Below are 14,771 nucleotides of genomic sequence, written 5' to 3'. Positions count from 1 at the left end.
GTCGGATTGGTCGGTTCCGGTGGGTGGATTGTCGGCTTTGATCTGAAAATGAACGATAGACAATACCTATCAAACAACGGCAATTTAGCATTGTATTTTCAATCGCCGAAGGGGATAACGCGCCCATTCGCGAAGGAAGGATACCCATGCCCGCCCAATCCACATCCGCGCCCCAGGTGCCGGTCGAGGACCTCAAGGCCCTGATCGACAGCCAGATGCACCTTGAAGGGCCGCTTTTGCCCATTCTGCACGCCATCCAGCACGCCCACGGCCATGTGCCGCAGGTCGCCGTGCCGCTGATTGCCGATGCGCTGAATATCTCGAAGGCGGAAGTGCACGGGGTCATGTCCTTCTACCACGACTTCCGCGAGGTTCCGGCGGGCCGCCATGTGGTCAAGATCTGCCGGGCCGAGGCCTGTCAGGCCGTTGGGGCCAAGGCGCTTGCCGATGCGGCGCTGGCCAAGCTGGGCCTTGAATGGCACGGCACCACCGCCAATGGCGCGGTCACTATCGAACCCGTCTATTGCCTTGGCCTTTGTGCCAGCGGCCCTGCGGCGATGGTCGACAATCGCGTCGTGGGCCGTCTGGACGCGGCGAAACTGGAAACCCTTCTGGCGGAGGCAGGCGCATGAAAATTTACGTCCCCCGTGACAGCGCCGCCAAGGCGGTTGGCGCCGATGATGTCGCCGCCGCAATCCGGGCCGAGGCGGACAAGCGCGGCGCCGATGTGACGGTGATCCGCAACGGGTCGCGCGGCATGCTGTGGCTGGAACCGCTGGTCGAGATCGAGGATGACGCGGGCCGCCGCGCCTTTGGTCCGGTTACGGCCGCCGATGTTCCCGCGCTGCTGGATGGCAAGCTGGAAGGGCTGGGCGCGGTCGAGGACATGCCCTTCTTTGCCCGCCAGACCCGCCTGACCTTTGCCCGCTGCGGGCTGATCGACCCGCTGGATCTGGACGACTACGAGGCGCACGGTGGCCTGTCCGGCCTGCGCCGCGCCATCGCCATGACCGGGGCCGAGATTGTCGAGGAAGTCACCAAATCCGGCCTGCGTGGCCGGGGTGGGGCCGGGTTCCCGACGGGCATCAAGTGGAACACCGTTCTGGGGGCCAAGGCCGACCAGAAATACATCGTGTGCAACGCCGACGAGGGCGACAGCGGCACTTTCGCCGACCGGATGATCATGGAGGGCGACCCCTTCACCCTGATCGAAGGTATGGCGATTGCGGGCCTCGGCGTGGGCGCGACCAAGGGCTATGTCTACCTGCGGTCCGAATACCCCGACGCGATCGAGGTGATGAACGAAGCCGTTCGCATCGGCCGGGCGCGGGGCCTTCTGGGCGCTGACGTGCTGGGATCGGGCCGGGCCTTCGATATGGAAATCCGGGTCGGCGCGGGCGCCTATGTATGCGGCGAGGAAACCTCGCTTCTGAACTCGCTTGAAGGCAAGCGCGGCATCGTCCGGGCCAAGCCGCCGCTTCCGGCGCTCGAAGGGTTCATGGGCAAGCCGACGGTGGTGAACAACGTCATCTCCCTGGCCACGGTTCCGGTGATCTTTGAAAAAGGGGCCGAGCATTACGCCAATTTCGGCCTTGGCCGGTCCAAGGGCACGATGCCGATCCAGATCGCGGGCAACGTGAAATTCGGCGGGCTGTTCGAAACCGCCTTCGGGATGCCACTGGGCGAGCTGGTCAACGACATCGCTGGCGGCACCGCGACGGGCCGCCCGGTCAAGGCGGTTCAGGTTGGTGGCCCGCTTGGCGCGTATATGCCCCTGTCGAAATTCGACACCCCCTTTGCCTACGAGGAATTCGACGGGCAGGGCGGTCTGATCGGCCATGCCGGTGTCGTGATTTTCGACGACTCGGCGGATATGCTACAAATGGCGCGCTTCGCGATGGAATTCTGCGCCGTGGAAAGCTGTGGCAAATGCACGCCCTGCCGGATCGGCGCGGTGCGTGGCGTCGAAACCATCGACCGGATCGGTCGGGGCGACGCGGGCGCGGTCGAGATCCTGACCGACCTGTGCGAGACGATGAAAGACGGGTCGCTGTGCGCGCTTGGCGGGTTCACCCCCTTCCCGGTGATGTCGGCGCTGACCCATTTCCCCGATGACTTCGCGACCACGAAGGAGGCGGCGGAATGACCGAGAAGGTGAAGGGCCCCGCGTCCTACTTCCCGTCGATCGAAAAGAAATATGGCCAGCCGATGACCCATTGGTTTGACCTTGTGAAATCCCGGTCTGGGGACAAGCACATGGAAATTGTAAGCTTCTTGAAGACCGAACACGCATTGGGCCACGGACACGCGAACGCGATTGTGGCTTTTGTCCTGAACGGAGGCGCGAAATGAAAGACTTCATTATCCCTTGGGACGACAAGGACATGGGCACCCCCGCCAAGGAAGGCGCGCCCGTCACCCTGACCATCGACGGCTTCGACGTGACCGTGCCCGAGGGCACCTCGGTCATGCGGGCCGCGGCCGAGGCCGGGCTGTCCATCCCGAAACTTTGCGCCACCGACAGCCTCGAGGCCTTCGGGTCCTGCCGCCTGTGCGTGGTCGAGATCGAAGGCCGCCGGGGCACGCCTGCGTCCTGCACCACGCCGGTCGCGCCGGGCATGGTCGTTCATACCCAGTCGTCGAAGGTCAAGAAGATCCGCAAGGGCGTGATGGAGCTCTATATCTCCGACCACCCGCTGGATTGTCTGACCTGCGCGGCCAACGGCGATTGCGAATTACAGGACATGGCCGGGGTCGTGGGTCTGCGCGACGTGCGCTATGAACCGGGCCGCAACCATTTCGAAGTGCGCGGCGCGACCGGGGCCAACCCGGAATACATCCCCGCCGACACCTCGAACCCCTATTTCACCTATGACCCACAGAAATGCATCGTCTGCTCGCGCTGCGTTCGCGCCTGTGAAGAGGTGCAGGGCACCTTCGCTCTGACCATCGAAGGCCGAGGCTTTGAAAGCCGCGTGTCGGCCGGGGCGATGGGCGACGATTTCCTGTCGTCGGACTGCGTGTCCTGCGGTGCCTGTGTGCAGGCCTGCCCGACCGCGACGCTACAGGAAAAGTCGGTGATCGAACTGGGCACGCCGGAGCGGTCTGTCGTGACCACCTGCGCCTATTGCGGCGTCGGCTGTTCGTTCAAGGCCGAGTTGAACGGCGACGAACTGGTCCGCATGGTCCCCTACAAGCACGGCAAGGCCAACCGGGGCCATTCCTGCGTGAAGGGTCGCTTTGCCTATGGCTACGCCACCCATCAGGACCGCATCCTGAACCCGATGATCCGCGACAGCATCGACCAGCCGTGGAAAGAGGTCTCCTGGGACGAGGCGCTGAGCTTTGCCGCTGACCGCATGCGTGGCCTGCAGGAAAAATACGGCCGTCGGTCGATCGGGGTTATCACCTCCAGCCGCTGCACCAACGAGGAAACCTACCTCGTGCAGAAACTGGCGCGTGGCGTGTTCATGAACAACAACACCGACACCTGCGCCCGGGTTTGCCATTCGCCCACCGGCTATGGCCTTGGCCAGACCTTCGGCACTTCGGCGGGGACGCAGGATTTCGACAGCGTCGAACATACCGACGTGGTGATCGTGATCGGGGCCAACCCGACCGACGGCCACCCGGTGTTCGCCAGCCGCCTGAAAAAGCGCCTGCGCGCCGGGGCCAAGCTGATCGTGATCGACCCGCGCCGCACGGACCTTGTGAAATCGGCCCATATCAAGGCCTCGCACCACCTTGCGCTGCGCCCCGGCACCAACGTCGCCGTGGTCACCGCGCTGGCCCATACCATCGTGACCGAAGGTCTGATGGACGAGGCCTATATCCGCGACCGCTGCGATTGGGACGAATTCCAGGAGTACGCGGAATTCGTGTCCGACCCGCGCCACAGCCCGGAAGCGACCGAACTGCTGACCGGCGTTCCGGCCGCTGAATTGCGGGCCGCCGCGCGGCTGTTCGCCAAGGGCGGCAACGGGGCCATCTACTATGGCCTCGGCGTGACGGAACATAGCCAAGGGTCGACCACCGTCATCGGCATCGCCAACCTGGCCATGCTGACCGGCAACGTCGGCCGCAAGGGCGTTGGTGTGAACCCGTTGCGGGGGCAGAACAACGTGCAGGGGTCGTGCGACATGGGGTCGTTCCCGCACGAACTGCCCGGCTATCGCCACGTCAAGGGCGACGAGGTACGCAACATCTTTGAAACCGCATGGGGCGTGACCATCGACCCGGAACCGGGCCTGCGCATTCCCAACATGCTGGATGCCGCCGTCGAAGGCACCTTCAAGGGCCTCTATTGCCAGGGTGAGGACATCCTGCAGTCGGACCCGGATACCAAGCACGTCGCCGCCGGTCTGGCCGCGATGGAATGCGTGATCGTCCACGACCTGTTCCTGAACGAAACCGCGAACTACGCCCACGTGTTCCTGCCCGGCTCGACCTTCCTTGAAAAGGACGGGACATTCACCAATGCCGAACGCCGGATCAACCGGGTCCGCAAGGTGATGGCGCCGAAGAACGGCTATGCCGATTGGGAAGTGACGATGATGCTGGCCAACGCAATGGGCGCGGGCTGGACCTATACCCATCCCAGCCAGATCATGGAAGAAATCGCCGCGACGACGCCGTCGTTCGCCAATGTGACCTACGAGATGCTGGAAGAGCGCGGATCGGTGCAGTGGCCCTGCAATGACGCCAACCCGGATGGCACGCCGCTGATGCACGTGGATGGGTTTGTCCGGGGCAAGGGCCGGTTCATCGTTACCGAATATGTGGCGACCGATGAAAAGACCGGGCCGCGCTTCCCGCTCTTGCTGACCACGGGCCGGATCCTGTCGCAGTACAACGTAGGCGCCCAGACCCGCCGCACGGCAAACGTGGTCTGGCACGATCAGGACGTGCTGGAAATCCACCCGCATGACGCCGAAGTGCGTGGGGTGAAGGATGGCGACTATGTCAGGCTGGCGTCGCGGTCGGGGGAAACCACCCTGCGGGCGACGATCACCGACCGGGTCAGCCCCGGCGTGGTCTATACCACCTTCCACCACCCCGACACGCAGGCCAACGTGATCACCACTGACTTCAGCGACTGGGCGACCAACTGTCCTGAATACAAGGTGACCGCGGTGCAGGTCAGCCCCTCGAACGGGCCGTCCGAATGGCAGGAAGACTATGCCGCGCAGGCCGAACGGTCGCGCCGCATCCTTCCGGCGGCGGAGTAAGACAATGACCGGGCCGGTCACACACTGGCCCGGGCTGTCCGTCCAGCGGGACGGGCAGCGCAGGGTGCTGCGCAGCCTGCCGGAAGAAACGCCGGTCGCGATGGTCTTTGACGGAACCACGCAGGCGGTGATGATGGCCAGCCCGCAGGACCTGACGGATTTTGCCCACGGCTTTTCCCTGACCGAGGGGTTCATCGAAACGCTCGATCAGATCGAAGAGTTCGAGATCGCCGAGCACGAGGCCGGGATCGAGGCGCGGTTTTGGCTATCCGCCGACCGGGCCGAAGCATTGGCCCGGCGTCGCCGCAAGATGGCGGGGCCTGTGGGCTGCGGCCTCTGCGGGATCGACAGCCTTGAGGAAGCCGCCCGCGCGCTGTCGGTTCTGCCCGACACCGGACCGCTTCTGACCTCGGTGGATGTGGCGGGGGCCACCGATGCCCTGCGCGCCTTCCAACCGCTGCACGACCAGACCCATGCGGTCCATGCGGCGGGGTTCCTGATGCCGGGGCAGGGGATCGTTCTGGCCCGCGAAGATGTCGGCCGCCACAATTCGCTGGACAAGTTGATCGGCGCACTGGCCCTTGCCGGGATCGACGCCGGGCAGGGGGCCTTTGTCCTGACCTCGCGCGTGTCGCTTGAGATGGTGCAGAAAACTGTGATCGCCGGATGCCCGGTGCTGATCGCCGTGTCGGCCCCGACGGCCCATGCCCTGCGGCAGGCGGACGCCGCCAACCTGACCGTCGCCGCCTTTGCCCGTGGCGGCGGATTTGACCTTTATTCCCACCCCGACCGTATCCAGACCGGAGCCTTTGATGTCGCCTGAAAAAATGGTCATGATGGCCAACCAGATCGCCAAGTTCTTTTCCTCACAGCCCGGTGATGACCAGGCCGAAAAGGTGGCCGCCCATATCAACGATTTCTGGGAACCCCGGATGCGCGCCCAGCTTTTGGATCATGCAAAGGCCGGGGGAGAGGGGTTTGATCCGCTGGTGGTGTCCGCAATCGGCCATGTCCGCGAACCGGCCTGACCGAACCTGGACCCTGACAGAAAAAGAAAGCCCCGGGAAACCGGGGCTTTGTCATTATCCGTTCCAGGTGCGGATCGGTCCGCAATCCATATGGACGAAATTCGATCCGGCGTAGCGCCCGACCCCGCCCGCGTTGCAGGACTGGGCGGCACGGGCCATCTGGCTGGTTGACCGGCTGGCAAGCCGCAGGTCGGCGGCCTGTCCGCGCATGTGCAGGGAATTGCGGGCCACGCCCGACGACCGGCTACGCAGCATCGCGTTGGTCTGGGGCGACCGGTAGCCCGACAGCAGCATGTAGGGTTCGCTGACGTCCAGAAGGTTGTGCGCAGCGGCCATGATATCCACGGTCCGATTGTCGATTTGCATCGTGGTCCCGGTCCGCCAGTCCCGCATGAAATGGGTGATCTGGTTCATCGCCTCAGGGATGTATTCGCCTTCGATCCAGTAGATCATATCGATCTTTTCGCCGGTCCGTCCGGAATACATCCGCAATCTGCGAATATCGCCAGCCCCCCGAAGGAAGCCCGCTGCGTTGGAGAATGTGGGGGCCGCGGAAATCGCGGTCGCGGCAAAAGCGGTCAATAGCCCGCGTCGCGAAATGCCCGAAGAGCTGTTCGTCATGTTCAGCGCTGTCCCGTCGCTTACCTGTTCACGCACCTTTTCGGTCCGCTACCTGCCATCTCATCCCCAGATGCATGGGCGTTATGGCATAAGATGATTCGTGGGCCAACCCATGTTTACCAAGTCCATGGTGAACAAAGGGGAAATCGGCGGGATTTTGCGCAAATATGCAGCTGTTGCTCATGGATCGCGCCCGCCGTCGTGGACACGGTTGCAACAGTCAACGGTCAAGGCGGCCGCTGGTGCAAATGTGAATGGACCTTCGAAACCTACCGGGTGAAGGTAGGGGTCAACCTGTTACTCATGTTGCTCGGGGGAGTCATGTTTTCTACCGCCAACCTGCGGCCTGTCACGTTTTTGGGCGTTTTCCTTACCGTTTTCCTGTCGTTCCTGACCATTTCCGGCCCGGCGGCCGCGCAGGTGACGGCCTTTCGTCAGGCCGTGGCCGAGGCTGCGGCGCGCGATGACGACCTTGCCACCTTCTATCGTGGCCGAGAGTTCGAGGGGATCTGGACCGGATCGACCGCGGCGGACCGGAACCGGCGCAACGCGCTGATGCGGGCCTTTGCGGGCGCGGGCGACCATGGCCTGCCAATGGGCCGCTATGACGCCGACGCGATCATGGCCCGTCTGGAAGCGGCGCAGACCCCGGCCGAAAAGGGCGCGATGGAAGTGGAACTGTCCCGCCTGTTCCTGCAATACGCCCGTGACATCCAGACCGGCATGTTGACCCCCCGCAGCATCGACAGCGGACTTGTGCGCGAGGTGCCGCTGCGCCCCCGTCTGGGCACGATTCAGGCCTTTGCCCAGTCCAATCCGCAGTCCTTCCTGCGATCCTTGCCCCCGTCTTCGCCCGAATACGCCCGTCTTCTGCGCGAGAAGATCCGCCTGGAACGTCTGTTGGCAAATGGCGGCTGGGGTCCTGTGGTTCCGGCCCGGTCGCTGGAGCCCGGCGACAGCGGCAATGCCGTGGTCGCACTGCGTAACCGGTTGATCCTGATGGGGTTCATGGACCGGTCCGCGACCCAGAGCTATGACGCCTCGGTGCAATCCGCGGTCCAGCGGTTCCAGCAATCGCACGGGCTGAACGCTGATGGCGTGGCGGGCCAGTCCACCATGGATGAAATCAACGTCCAGCTTGAACAGCGACTGCAATCCGTGATCGTCGCGATGGAGCGGGAACGCTGGCTGAACCGCCCGCGCGGCGCCCGCCACATCTGGGTCAATCTGACGGATTTCACGGCGGCCATCGTCGACAACGACCGGGTCAGCTTCGTCACCCGCTCGGTCGTCGGGGCCAATGCATCGGACCGGCGCAGCCCGGAGTTTTCCGACGTGATGGAATTCATGGTCGTGAACCCCAGCTGGTATGTGCCCCGCTCGATCATCGTGAACGAATACCTGCCGCAGCTGCAGCGGAACCCGAACGCGGCTGGTCAATTGCTGATTACAGACAGCCGGGGGCGAGCGGTGAGCCGTGGTTCCGTGGATTTCACCCAGTATAACGCCCGGACCTTCCCCTTCTCCATGCGCCAGCCGCCGTCGAACGGGAACGCGCTGGGTCTGGTGAAGTTCATGTTCCCCAACCCCTACAACATCTACCTGCACGACACCCCGGCCAAGAGCCTGTTTTCGCGCGAAGTTCGGGCCTATAGCCACGGCTGCATCCGCCTGAACGACCCGTTCGATTTCGCCTACGCGCTGCTGGCCCGTCAGACCAACAATCCCGAGGAATATTTCCAGTCGATCCTGCGGACCGGGAATGAAACCCGTGTTGATCTGGCCGATCCGGTGCCCGTGCATATCGTCTATCGGACGGCGTTCACCAATGTGACCGGCAGCCTTCAGTTCCGCCGCGATGTCTATGGTCGCGACCGGCAGATCTGGAACGCTCTGGCCCGCGAGGGGGTGGCGGTGCGGGCCGTTCAGGGCTAATCCTTCCTCGACCAGAGGAAGGACAGCCAGATGGCCCACACGATCAGCGAGATTGCCGCCGCATTGGGGGCCGAGGCCGCGGGCGATGTGTCTCTGACTGTCACCGGCGCGTCAGAGCCCGCCACGGCCACCGCTGACCAGTTGGCGCTTGCCTTGTCGCCCGCCTATGCCGACCGCCTGCCGGACGGCGCGGCGCGTGCGGCGGTCCTGTGGCCCGGCGCGGATTGGCAGGCATTGGGGTTGAAGGCGGCGATCTTTGCCCCGCGCGGGCGGCTGGCCATGGCCCAGCTGACACAGATGCTGGACGATGACCCAGCAGAGGCGGGCATCCACCCCACGGCGATCATTTCAGAGGGCGCGACCCTCGGGCAGGGCGTCAGTGTCGGCCCGTTCAGCATTGTCGGCGCGGGGGCGCAGATCGGCGCAGGCAGCCGGATCGGCGCCCATGTCACCATCGCCGGTGCCGCAGCACTTGGGGCCAATGCGCGGCTGCATGACGGGGTGCGCCTGTGCCGCAACGTGACCATCGGAACCAATGTCATCCTGCATCCGAACGTGGTGATCGGCGCCGACGGGTTTTCCTTTGTCACGGCAGAGCCTTCGAATGTGGAGCGGGTCAAGGAAACCCTTGGGGCCGCCCCCCTGACCGCGCCCGACGATCCGACCCACCACCGCATTCACAGCCTTGGCGGGGTGGTGATCGGGGATGATGTTGAGATCGGGGCGAATTCCACCGTGGACGCGGGCACGATCCGGCCGACCCGCGTGGGGCACGGCACCAAGATCGACAACCTTGTGCAGGTCGGCCACAACGTGGTGCTGGGCGATCATTGCCTGCTGGCCGCGCAATCGGCCGTGGCCGGATCGTCGGTGATTGGTGACCGGACGGTTCTGGGCGGCAAGTCCGGGGTGGCGGATAATGTGACCGTCGGCACCGATTGCGTGATCACCGGGGCCAGCATCGTGCTGTCCAATGTGCCGGACGGACGGGTGATGATGGGCTTTCCTGCGGTGAAGATGCAAAGCCACCTCGACAGCTACAAGGCGCTGCGCCGCCTGCCGCGCATCCTGCGCGATCTGGCAAAGCGTCAGAATTCGGTTTCAAATCCGGGGCAGAGTGACTAAATCACGCCCAAGCGGGTTGGCCACAGGATGGTGTTCCAGATGAACGTGCGCGAAAAAGTCATTGAAATCATTGCCGAACAGGCGGTTCTTGACCCGTCGGATGTCAAGCCGGAACATACGCTTGAGGATCTCGGGATCGACAGCCTTGGCCTTGTCGAAAGCATTTTCGCCATTGAAGAGGCCTTTGACATCTCCGTGCCTTTCAACGCCAACGCACCGGAGGAAAGCGAGTTCGACATTTCTTCGGTCGAGGCGATCATCTGCGCCGTCACCGGGCTGGTGTCGCAGCAGGCATGAGACGGGTCGTCATCACCGGTGCGGGTACGATCAACGCCCTTGGGCATGATGTGCCGACCACGCTTGAGGCGATGCGCGAAGGGCGCTGCGGGATCGGCCCCCTGGACATCCGCGATGTGGACCGGCTGGCGGTCAAGATCGGCGGGCAGGTCAAGGGCTTTGACGAGACCGAACATTTCAACCGCCAGCAAATCGCGCTTTATGACCGTTTTACCCAGTTCACGGTCCTGGCCGCCCGTCAGGCGATGGCCCAGTCTGGGCTGGAGTTTCGTGGTGCGCTGGCCGACCGGTCGGGCGTGGTTCTGGGCACCTCCGGCGGCGGGTTGACCACGCAGGACGAAAATTACCGGGTCGTCTATGAAGAGGGGAAGAACCGCGTTCACCCCTTCATCGTGCCGAAGCTGATGAACAACGCCGCCGCCAGCCATGTCAGCATGGAATGGAACCTGCGCGGCCCGTCCTTCACCGTCGCGACCGCCTGCGCCTCGTCCAACCACGCGATGGGGCTGGCGTTCCAGATGATCCGGTCGGGCATGGCGGATGCGATGATCACCGGTGGGTCGGAATCGATGCTGGTCTTTGGTGGGGTGAAGGCCTGGGAAGGGCTGCGCGTCATGTCCAAGGACGCCTGCCGCCCGTTCTGTGCCACCCGCAACGGCATGGTGCAGGGTGAAGGGGCCGGGGTTTTCGTCTTCGAGGAATATGAGGCCGCCCGCGCCCGGGGGGCCGAAATTCTGGCCGAGGTGGTGGGATTTGCCATGTCCTCGGATGCGTCGGACATCGTGATGCCGTCGAAACAGGGGGCGGCGCGGGCGATTGCCGGGGCGCTGGCCGATGCGCGTCTAGACCGGGGGCAGGTGGGATATATCAACGCCCATGGCACAGGCACCGCCGCGAATGACAAGACCGAATGCGCCGCCGTGGCCGATGTGTTCGGCACCCATGCGGACCGGCTGATGATCTCGTCGACAAAGTCGATGCACGGCCATCTGATTGGCGGAACTGGGGCGGTGGAACTGCTGGCTTGCATCATGGCCCTGCGCGACGGGGTGATCGCGCCGACGATCAACTATGAAGAACCTGACCCGGAATGCGCGCTGGACGTGGTCCCGAACGAGGCGCGCGAGGCGGATGTGGACGTGGTCCTGTCCAACGCCTTTGCCTTTGGCGGGCTGAACGCGGTTCTGGCCTTGCGCAAGGCGGAGTAGGGACGCAGCCCGCCGGAACGGGCAGGCGATGCGCGGGCGGCCTGCGGCCTTGTTCCCGCGCCGGATCTTGCCGTTACCTTTTCCCCCGCGACATGAAGGCCAGCCGTTCGAACAGCGCCACGTCCTGTTCGTTCTTCAACAGCGCCCCATGCAGTTTGGGCAGCAGCGACCCGCCCTCGGGTTTCAGATCGGCGGGGTCCATGTCCTCGGCCAGAAGCAGTTTCAGCCAGTCGATGACCTCTGACGTCGAAGGCTTCTTCTTCAACCCCGGCGTTTCGCGGATTTCATAGAATTGGGTCAGGGCGGTGGTCAGAAGCTGTTTCTTGATGCCGGGATGGTGCACCTCGACGATCTTGCGGAGAACATCAGTGTCCGGGAAACGGATGTAGTGGAAGAAACAGCGGCGCAGGAAGGCGTCGGGCAGTTCCTTTTCGTTGTTCGACGTGATGATGACGATGGGCCGGACGCGGGCGCGGATGGTTTCGCCGGTCTCGTAGACGTGGAACTCCATCCGGTCGAGTTCCTGCAACAGGTCGTTGGGAAATTCGATATCGGCCTTGTCGATCTCGTCAATCAGCAGAACGACCTTGCCCTCGGCCTCGAACGCCTGCCACAGCTTGCCCTTCCGGATGTAGTTCTTGACGTCGTGGACGCGTTCATCGCCCAGCTGGCTGTCGCGCAACCGGCTGACTGCATCGTATTCGTAAAGCCCCTGCTGCGCCTTGGTTGTCGATTTGATGTGCCATTCGATCATCGGCAGCCCAAGGGCCGCGGCCACCTGTTTGGCCAGTTCGGTTTTGCCGGTGCCCGGCTCTCCCTTGACCAGCAGCGGGCGTTCCAGCGTCACCGCCGCATTGACCGCGACCTTCAGGTCCTCGGTGGCCACATAATCCTTGGTTCCGGTAAACTGCATTCCCGCCTCGCCGTCTGAAACTGTCGCGGCGGACAGTATCAGGTCTCGGGGGGGCTTCAACTCGATGTGCTCTTGAATTTCGGGGGGTGACACTCCCCCGTGGGCAGAGTAAACGACCCCCAGAAAAGGGAGAGCCAGATGGCCGATACCCAAAAAGTTGAGGTTTCTGGCGGTAGCAAGGGTAGCAACCAAATGAAAGCCGAGGTTTTCCTGACGGACGATTACCGTCCCGCTGAAGACGAACCCTTTATGAATGACCGGCAGCTGGAATATTTCCGGCGCAAGCTGATCAACTGGCGCGCGGAACTGTTGGAGGACAGCCGTGACACCATCGAAGGCATGAAAGATTCGACCCGCAACATCCCCGATCTTGCCGACCGCGCAAGCGAGGAGACCGACCGGGCGCTTGAACTGCGCACCCGTGACCGCCAGCGCAAGCTGGTCGCCAAGATCGACAGCGCCCTGCGCCGGATCGACAATGGCGAATACGGCTATTGCGAGATCACCGGCGAGCCGATCAGCCTCAAGCGGCTGGATGCGCGCCCGATCGCGACGATGAGCCTTGAGGCGCAGGAACGCCACGAACGCCGCGAAAAAGTTCACCGGGACGACTGATCCCGATGGGCAGGATGCAGGGCCGCGATGTCGCCTTCATCGGTGGCGGGATCGGCGGCCTTGCTGCCGCGCTTGCCTTTGCCCGCAGGGGCGCAAACGTCACCGTCTATGAACAGGCCCCGGAGCTGCGCGAAGTTGGCGCAGGTCTGCAGATTTCGCCCAACGGTGGGCGGGTTCTGGAGGCGCTTGGGTTGGATGCTGCGGCCGCGTCGATCCCCGCCACGGCGGTAGAGCCGATGGACGCGCTGACCGGGCGCCGGATTACCCGCTTTGACCTGACCCGGCTGGACGGGCCGCCCTACCGGTTCTTCTATCGCCCCGATTTGATTGACCTGCTGGCCGGCGGCTGTGCCGAGGCAGGCGTTGCGCTGCGCACGGGCGTCAAGATCGACCTGCGCGGCGGCCGCCCCCACTTGAACGACGGAACCCCGATCCGGGCCGATCTGGTGGTCGGGGCCGATGGGATTCATTCCGTCATTCGGCCGGAACTGAATGGCAAGGACGCCGCGTTTTTCGCCGGTCAGGTGGCCTGGCGGGCGACGATCCGGGCCAAGGATGCCGCACCGGTCGCCCGAACATGGATGGCGCCCGGGTGCCACGTCGTCACCTATCCTCTGCTCGGTGGTAGGCTGAACATCGTCGCCGTGCAGGAACGGGCCGACTGGGCGGCCGAGGGGTGGCATTTCTTCGACGACCCATCGGTGGTGCAGGCGGCCTTTGCCCATTGTGCGCCCGAACTGCGGGCCATTCTCTCCGAGATTCAGACGGTGCGCCTTTGGGGTTTGTTCCGGCATCCGGTCGCGCCGGTCTGGCAGGACGGGCAGGGGACGGCGATCCTTGGGGACGCGGCCCATCCGACATTGCCCTTCATGGCGCAGGGGGCGACCCTCGCGTTGGAAGACGCCTGGGTGCTGGCGGCGGCCTGTGACGAACTGGACGACCTGCCAAGCGGTCTGGCCCGCTATCAGGCGCTGCGCCGGGACCGGGCCTGCCGGGCCATCGCCGCGGCCAACGCCAACGCGGTCAACTTTCACCTCTCCGGGCTGCGCCGTAGCCTGTCACACAGGATTTTGGCCGGGATCGGACGGGTCGCGCCGGGCGCGTTCCTTGGCCGCTACGACTGGCTTTACCGGCATGACGTGACCGCGCCGGGCTATGCGTCGCAATCCGACAGGTAGACATCGCGGACCCCGGCGGGCTGGCAATCGCCGGACAAAAGCCGCCGGATGCGGGTCAGCCTCGTGTCATGCTCTGCGCTGCCGGGGCGGAACCGGTCCGGCCCGATCAGGGTCGCCACAAGAGCGATGAATTCCCCATCGGTCAGGTCCAGCAGCGGGCGGCCAAAGAATTCCCGCGCGGCATTGTCGAACCCGATGATCTCCACGCCTTCGACGGTGCCGAAATACATCCGGTCCAGCGCCGCGGTCAGCTGCACCTCTTTCGGGATGCGCGGGTTGACGACCAGCGCGGCAATCAGCGTCTGTTCCAGCTTGGAAAACCCGGGGCGGAACTCGTCGAAATACATCCGCTTCACCAGCGCCTGCGTGATCGTTGTCAGCCCCGCGCCGCCGGTTTTCAGATCAACGCCGGGATGTGAAAAGAACGACGGGTCCTCGACCGCGATCCATGCCGACAACTGCGTCGTGGGCAGATCATCCCATCGCGGCCCGGCGTAATCGGCGCTGCGATAGGGGGCAAACAGGTCATCCGTGCGGGCCGAGGCCTGAAACAGGCGCCAGCCTTCAAAGACCATCAGGGCGCAAAACCCGGCAACCAGAACCCAAAACACACGCACCATGGG

At 64.1% G+C, this 14,771-nt stretch carries 15 protein-coding genes; 12 read left to right on the top strand and 3 right to left on the bottom strand.

Features of this window, described 5'->3' with window-relative positions; genetic code table 11:
* Positions 1 to 146 precede the first annotated feature (146 nt).
* From EU803_RS07870 to EU803_RS07845, 6 genes are read left to right on the top strand one after another with little or no spacing between them, the layout of a single operon-like run.
* Positions 147 to 632 carry a formate dehydrogenase subunit gamma gene (locus tag EU803_RS07870; RefSeq protein WP_129681446.1) on the top strand — a complete coding sequence of 162 codons (486 nt, stop codon included), beginning with the start codon at positions 147 to 149 and terminating at the stop codon, positions 630 to 632.
* Positions 629 to 2,146 carry a formate dehydrogenase beta subunit gene (locus EU803_RS07865; protein WP_129681444.1) on the top strand — a complete coding sequence of 506 codons (1,518 nt, stop codon included), beginning with the start codon at positions 629 to 631 and terminating at the stop codon, positions 2,144 to 2,146. The genes EU803_RS07870 and EU803_RS07865 overlap by 4 nt, the downstream gene beginning before the upstream one ends.
* Entirely contained in the window at positions 2,143 to 2,352 is a 210-nt protein-coding gene (locus EU803_RS07860) for a DUF4287 domain-containing protein (RefSeq protein ID WP_129681442.1), read from the top strand. Before EU803_RS07865 ends, EU803_RS07860 begins: the two co-directional genes overlap by 4 nt.
* Complete coding sequence (fdhF, locus tag EU803_RS07855) at positions 2,349 to 5,228, top strand: formate dehydrogenase subunit alpha (RefSeq protein WP_129681440.1); 2,880 nt, start codon at positions 2,349 to 2,351, stop codon at positions 5,226 to 5,228. The genes EU803_RS07860 and fdhF overlap by 4 nt, the downstream gene beginning before the upstream one ends.
* Positions 5,229 to 5,232: 4 nt before the next feature.
* Complete coding sequence (fdhD, locus tag EU803_RS07850; RefSeq protein WP_129681438.1) at positions 5,233 to 6,051, top strand: formate dehydrogenase accessory sulfurtransferase FdhD; 819 nt, start codon at positions 5,233 to 5,235, stop codon at positions 6,049 to 6,051.
* Entirely contained in the window at positions 6,041 to 6,256 is a 216-nt protein-coding gene (locus EU803_RS07845) for a formate dehydrogenase subunit delta (protein ID WP_129681436.1), read from the top strand. The genes fdhD and EU803_RS07845 overlap by 11 nt, the downstream gene beginning before the upstream one ends.
* A 54-nt stretch (positions 6,257 to 6,310) precedes the next feature.
* Here the strand turns inward: EU803_RS07845 and EU803_RS07840 are convergent, their stop codons facing one another.
* Positions 6,311 to 6,877 carry a DUF882 domain-containing protein gene (locus tag EU803_RS07840; protein ID WP_129681643.1) on the bottom strand — a complete coding sequence of 189 codons (567 nt, stop codon included), beginning with the start codon at positions 6,875 to 6,877 and terminating at the stop codon, positions 6,311 to 6,313.
* Positions 6,878 to 7,198: 321 nt separating this feature from the next.
* Here EU803_RS07840 and EU803_RS07835 point away from each other — a divergent pair, with 321 nt between their 5' ends.
* Genes EU803_RS07835 through EU803_RS07820 form a run of 4 tightly spaced genes read left to right on the top strand, consistent with a single transcriptional unit; the run spans position 7,199 to position 11,442 of the window.
* On the top strand, positions 7,199 to 8,812 hold the full coding sequence (locus tag EU803_RS07835) for a L,D-transpeptidase family protein (RefSeq protein WP_129681434.1): 1,614 nt from the start codon (positions 7,199 to 7,201) through the stop codon (positions 8,810 to 8,812).
* A 30-nt stretch (positions 8,813 to 8,842) separates the two neighbouring features.
* Positions 8,843 to 9,937, top strand: a complete 1,095-nt coding sequence (locus tag EU803_RS07830) for a UDP-3-O-(3-hydroxymyristoyl)glucosamine N-acyltransferase (RefSeq protein ID WP_129681432.1) — start codon at positions 8,843 to 8,845, stop codon at positions 9,935 to 9,937.
* A 39-nt stretch (positions 9,938 to 9,976) separates the two neighbouring features.
* Positions 9,977 to 10,234, top strand: a complete 258-nt coding sequence (locus EU803_RS07825; protein WP_129681641.1) for a phosphopantetheine-binding protein — start codon at positions 9,977 to 9,979, stop codon at positions 10,232 to 10,234.
* Positions 10,231 to 11,442, top strand: a complete 1,212-nt coding sequence (locus tag EU803_RS07820) for a beta-ketoacyl-[acyl-carrier-protein] synthase family protein (RefSeq protein ID WP_129681430.1) — start codon at positions 10,231 to 10,233, stop codon at positions 11,440 to 11,442. Before EU803_RS07825 ends, EU803_RS07820 begins: the two co-directional genes overlap by 4 nt.
* 73 nt (positions 11,443 to 11,515) lie before the next feature.
* Here EU803_RS07820 and EU803_RS07815 read toward each other — a convergent pair whose 3' ends face one another.
* Complete coding sequence (locus tag EU803_RS07815) at positions 11,516 to 12,355, bottom strand: MoxR family ATPase (protein ID WP_129681428.1); 840 nt, start codon at positions 12,353 to 12,355, stop codon at positions 11,516 to 11,518.
* A 192-nt stretch (positions 12,356 to 12,547) separates the two neighbouring features.
* Between EU803_RS07815 and dksA the strand changes: the two genes are divergently transcribed.
* Together dksA and EU803_RS07805 are read left to right on the top strand one after the other, a co-directional pair.
* On the top strand, positions 12,548 to 12,970 hold the full coding sequence (gene dksA / locus EU803_RS07810; protein ID WP_129681426.1) for an RNA polymerase-binding protein DksA: 423 nt from the start codon (positions 12,548 to 12,550) through the stop codon (positions 12,968 to 12,970).
* A gap of 5 nt (positions 12,971 to 12,975) precedes the next feature.
* Positions 12,976 to 14,148 carry an FAD-dependent monooxygenase gene (locus EU803_RS07805; protein ID WP_129681425.1) on the top strand — a complete coding sequence of 391 codons (1,173 nt, stop codon included), beginning with the start codon at positions 12,976 to 12,978 and terminating at the stop codon, positions 14,146 to 14,148.
* On the opposite strand, the gene EU803_RS07800 is transcribed toward EU803_RS07805, so the two are convergent.
* Positions 14,124 to 14,768, bottom strand: coding sequence for a transglycosylase domain-containing protein (locus EU803_RS07800; protein WP_129681423.1), 645 nt, complete (start codon positions 14,766 to 14,768; stop codon positions 14,124 to 14,126). The two genes, EU803_RS07805 and EU803_RS07800, sit on opposite strands and share 25 nt — an antisense overlap.
* Positions 14,769 to 14,771 lie beyond the last annotated feature (3 nt).

Source organism: Loktanella sp. IMCC34160, assembly GCF_004145845.1.
In the GTDB taxonomy this organism is placed as follows: domain Bacteria; phylum Pseudomonadota; class Alphaproteobacteria; order Rhodobacterales; family Rhodobacteraceae; genus SELP01.
This window is presented reverse-complemented; position numbering and strand designations above follow the sequence as displayed.

Bases quoted from the DNA above. Each gene is read 5' to 3' on its own strand.
- EU803_RS07870 (WP_129681446.1), top strand. From the start codon at position 147: ATGCCCGCCCAATCCACATCCGCGCCCCAGGTGCCGGTCGAGGACCTC.
- EU803_RS07865 (WP_129681444.1), top strand. From the start codon at position 629: ATGAAAATTTACGTCCCCCGTGACAGCGCCGCCAAGGCGGTTGGCGCC.
- EU803_RS07860 (WP_129681442.1), top strand. From the start codon at position 2,143: ATGACCGAGAAGGTGAAGGGCCCCGCGTCCTACTTCCCGTCGATCGAA.
- fdhF (WP_129681440.1), top strand. From the start codon at position 2,349: ATGAAAGACTTCATTATCCCTTGGGACGACAAGGACATGGGCACCCCC.
- fdhD (WP_129681438.1), top strand. From the start codon at position 5,233: ATGACCGGGCCGGTCACACACTGGCCCGGGCTGTCCGTCCAGCGGGAC.
- EU803_RS07845 (WP_129681436.1), top strand. From the start codon at position 6,041: ATGTCGCCTGAAAAAATGGTCATGATGGCCAACCAGATCGCCAAGTTC.
- EU803_RS07840 (WP_129681643.1), bottom strand. From the start codon at position 6,877: ATGACGAACAGCTCTTCGGGCATTTCGCGACGCGGGCTATTGACCGCT.
- EU803_RS07835 (WP_129681434.1), top strand. From the start codon at position 7,199: ATGTTTTCTACCGCCAACCTGCGGCCTGTCACGTTTTTGGGCGTTTTC.
- EU803_RS07830 (WP_129681432.1), top strand. From the start codon at position 8,843: ATGGCCCACACGATCAGCGAGATTGCCGCCGCATTGGGGGCCGAGGCC.
- EU803_RS07825 (WP_129681641.1), top strand. From the start codon at position 9,977: ATGAACGTGCGCGAAAAAGTCATTGAAATCATTGCCGAACAGGCGGTT.
- EU803_RS07820 (WP_129681430.1), top strand. From the start codon at position 10,231: ATGAGACGGGTCGTCATCACCGGTGCGGGTACGATCAACGCCCTTGGG.
- EU803_RS07815 (WP_129681428.1), bottom strand. From the start codon at position 12,355: ATGCAGTTTACCGGAACCAAGGATTATGTGGCCACCGAGGACCTGAAG.
- dksA (WP_129681426.1), top strand. From the start codon at position 12,548: ATGAAAGCCGAGGTTTTCCTGACGGACGATTACCGTCCCGCTGAAGAC.
- EU803_RS07805 (WP_129681425.1), top strand. From the start codon at position 12,976: ATGGGCAGGATGCAGGGCCGCGATGTCGCCTTCATCGGTGGCGGGATC.
- EU803_RS07800 (WP_129681423.1), bottom strand. From the start codon at position 14,768: ATGGTGCGTGTGTTTTGGGTTCTGGTTGCCGGGTTTTGCGCCCTGATG.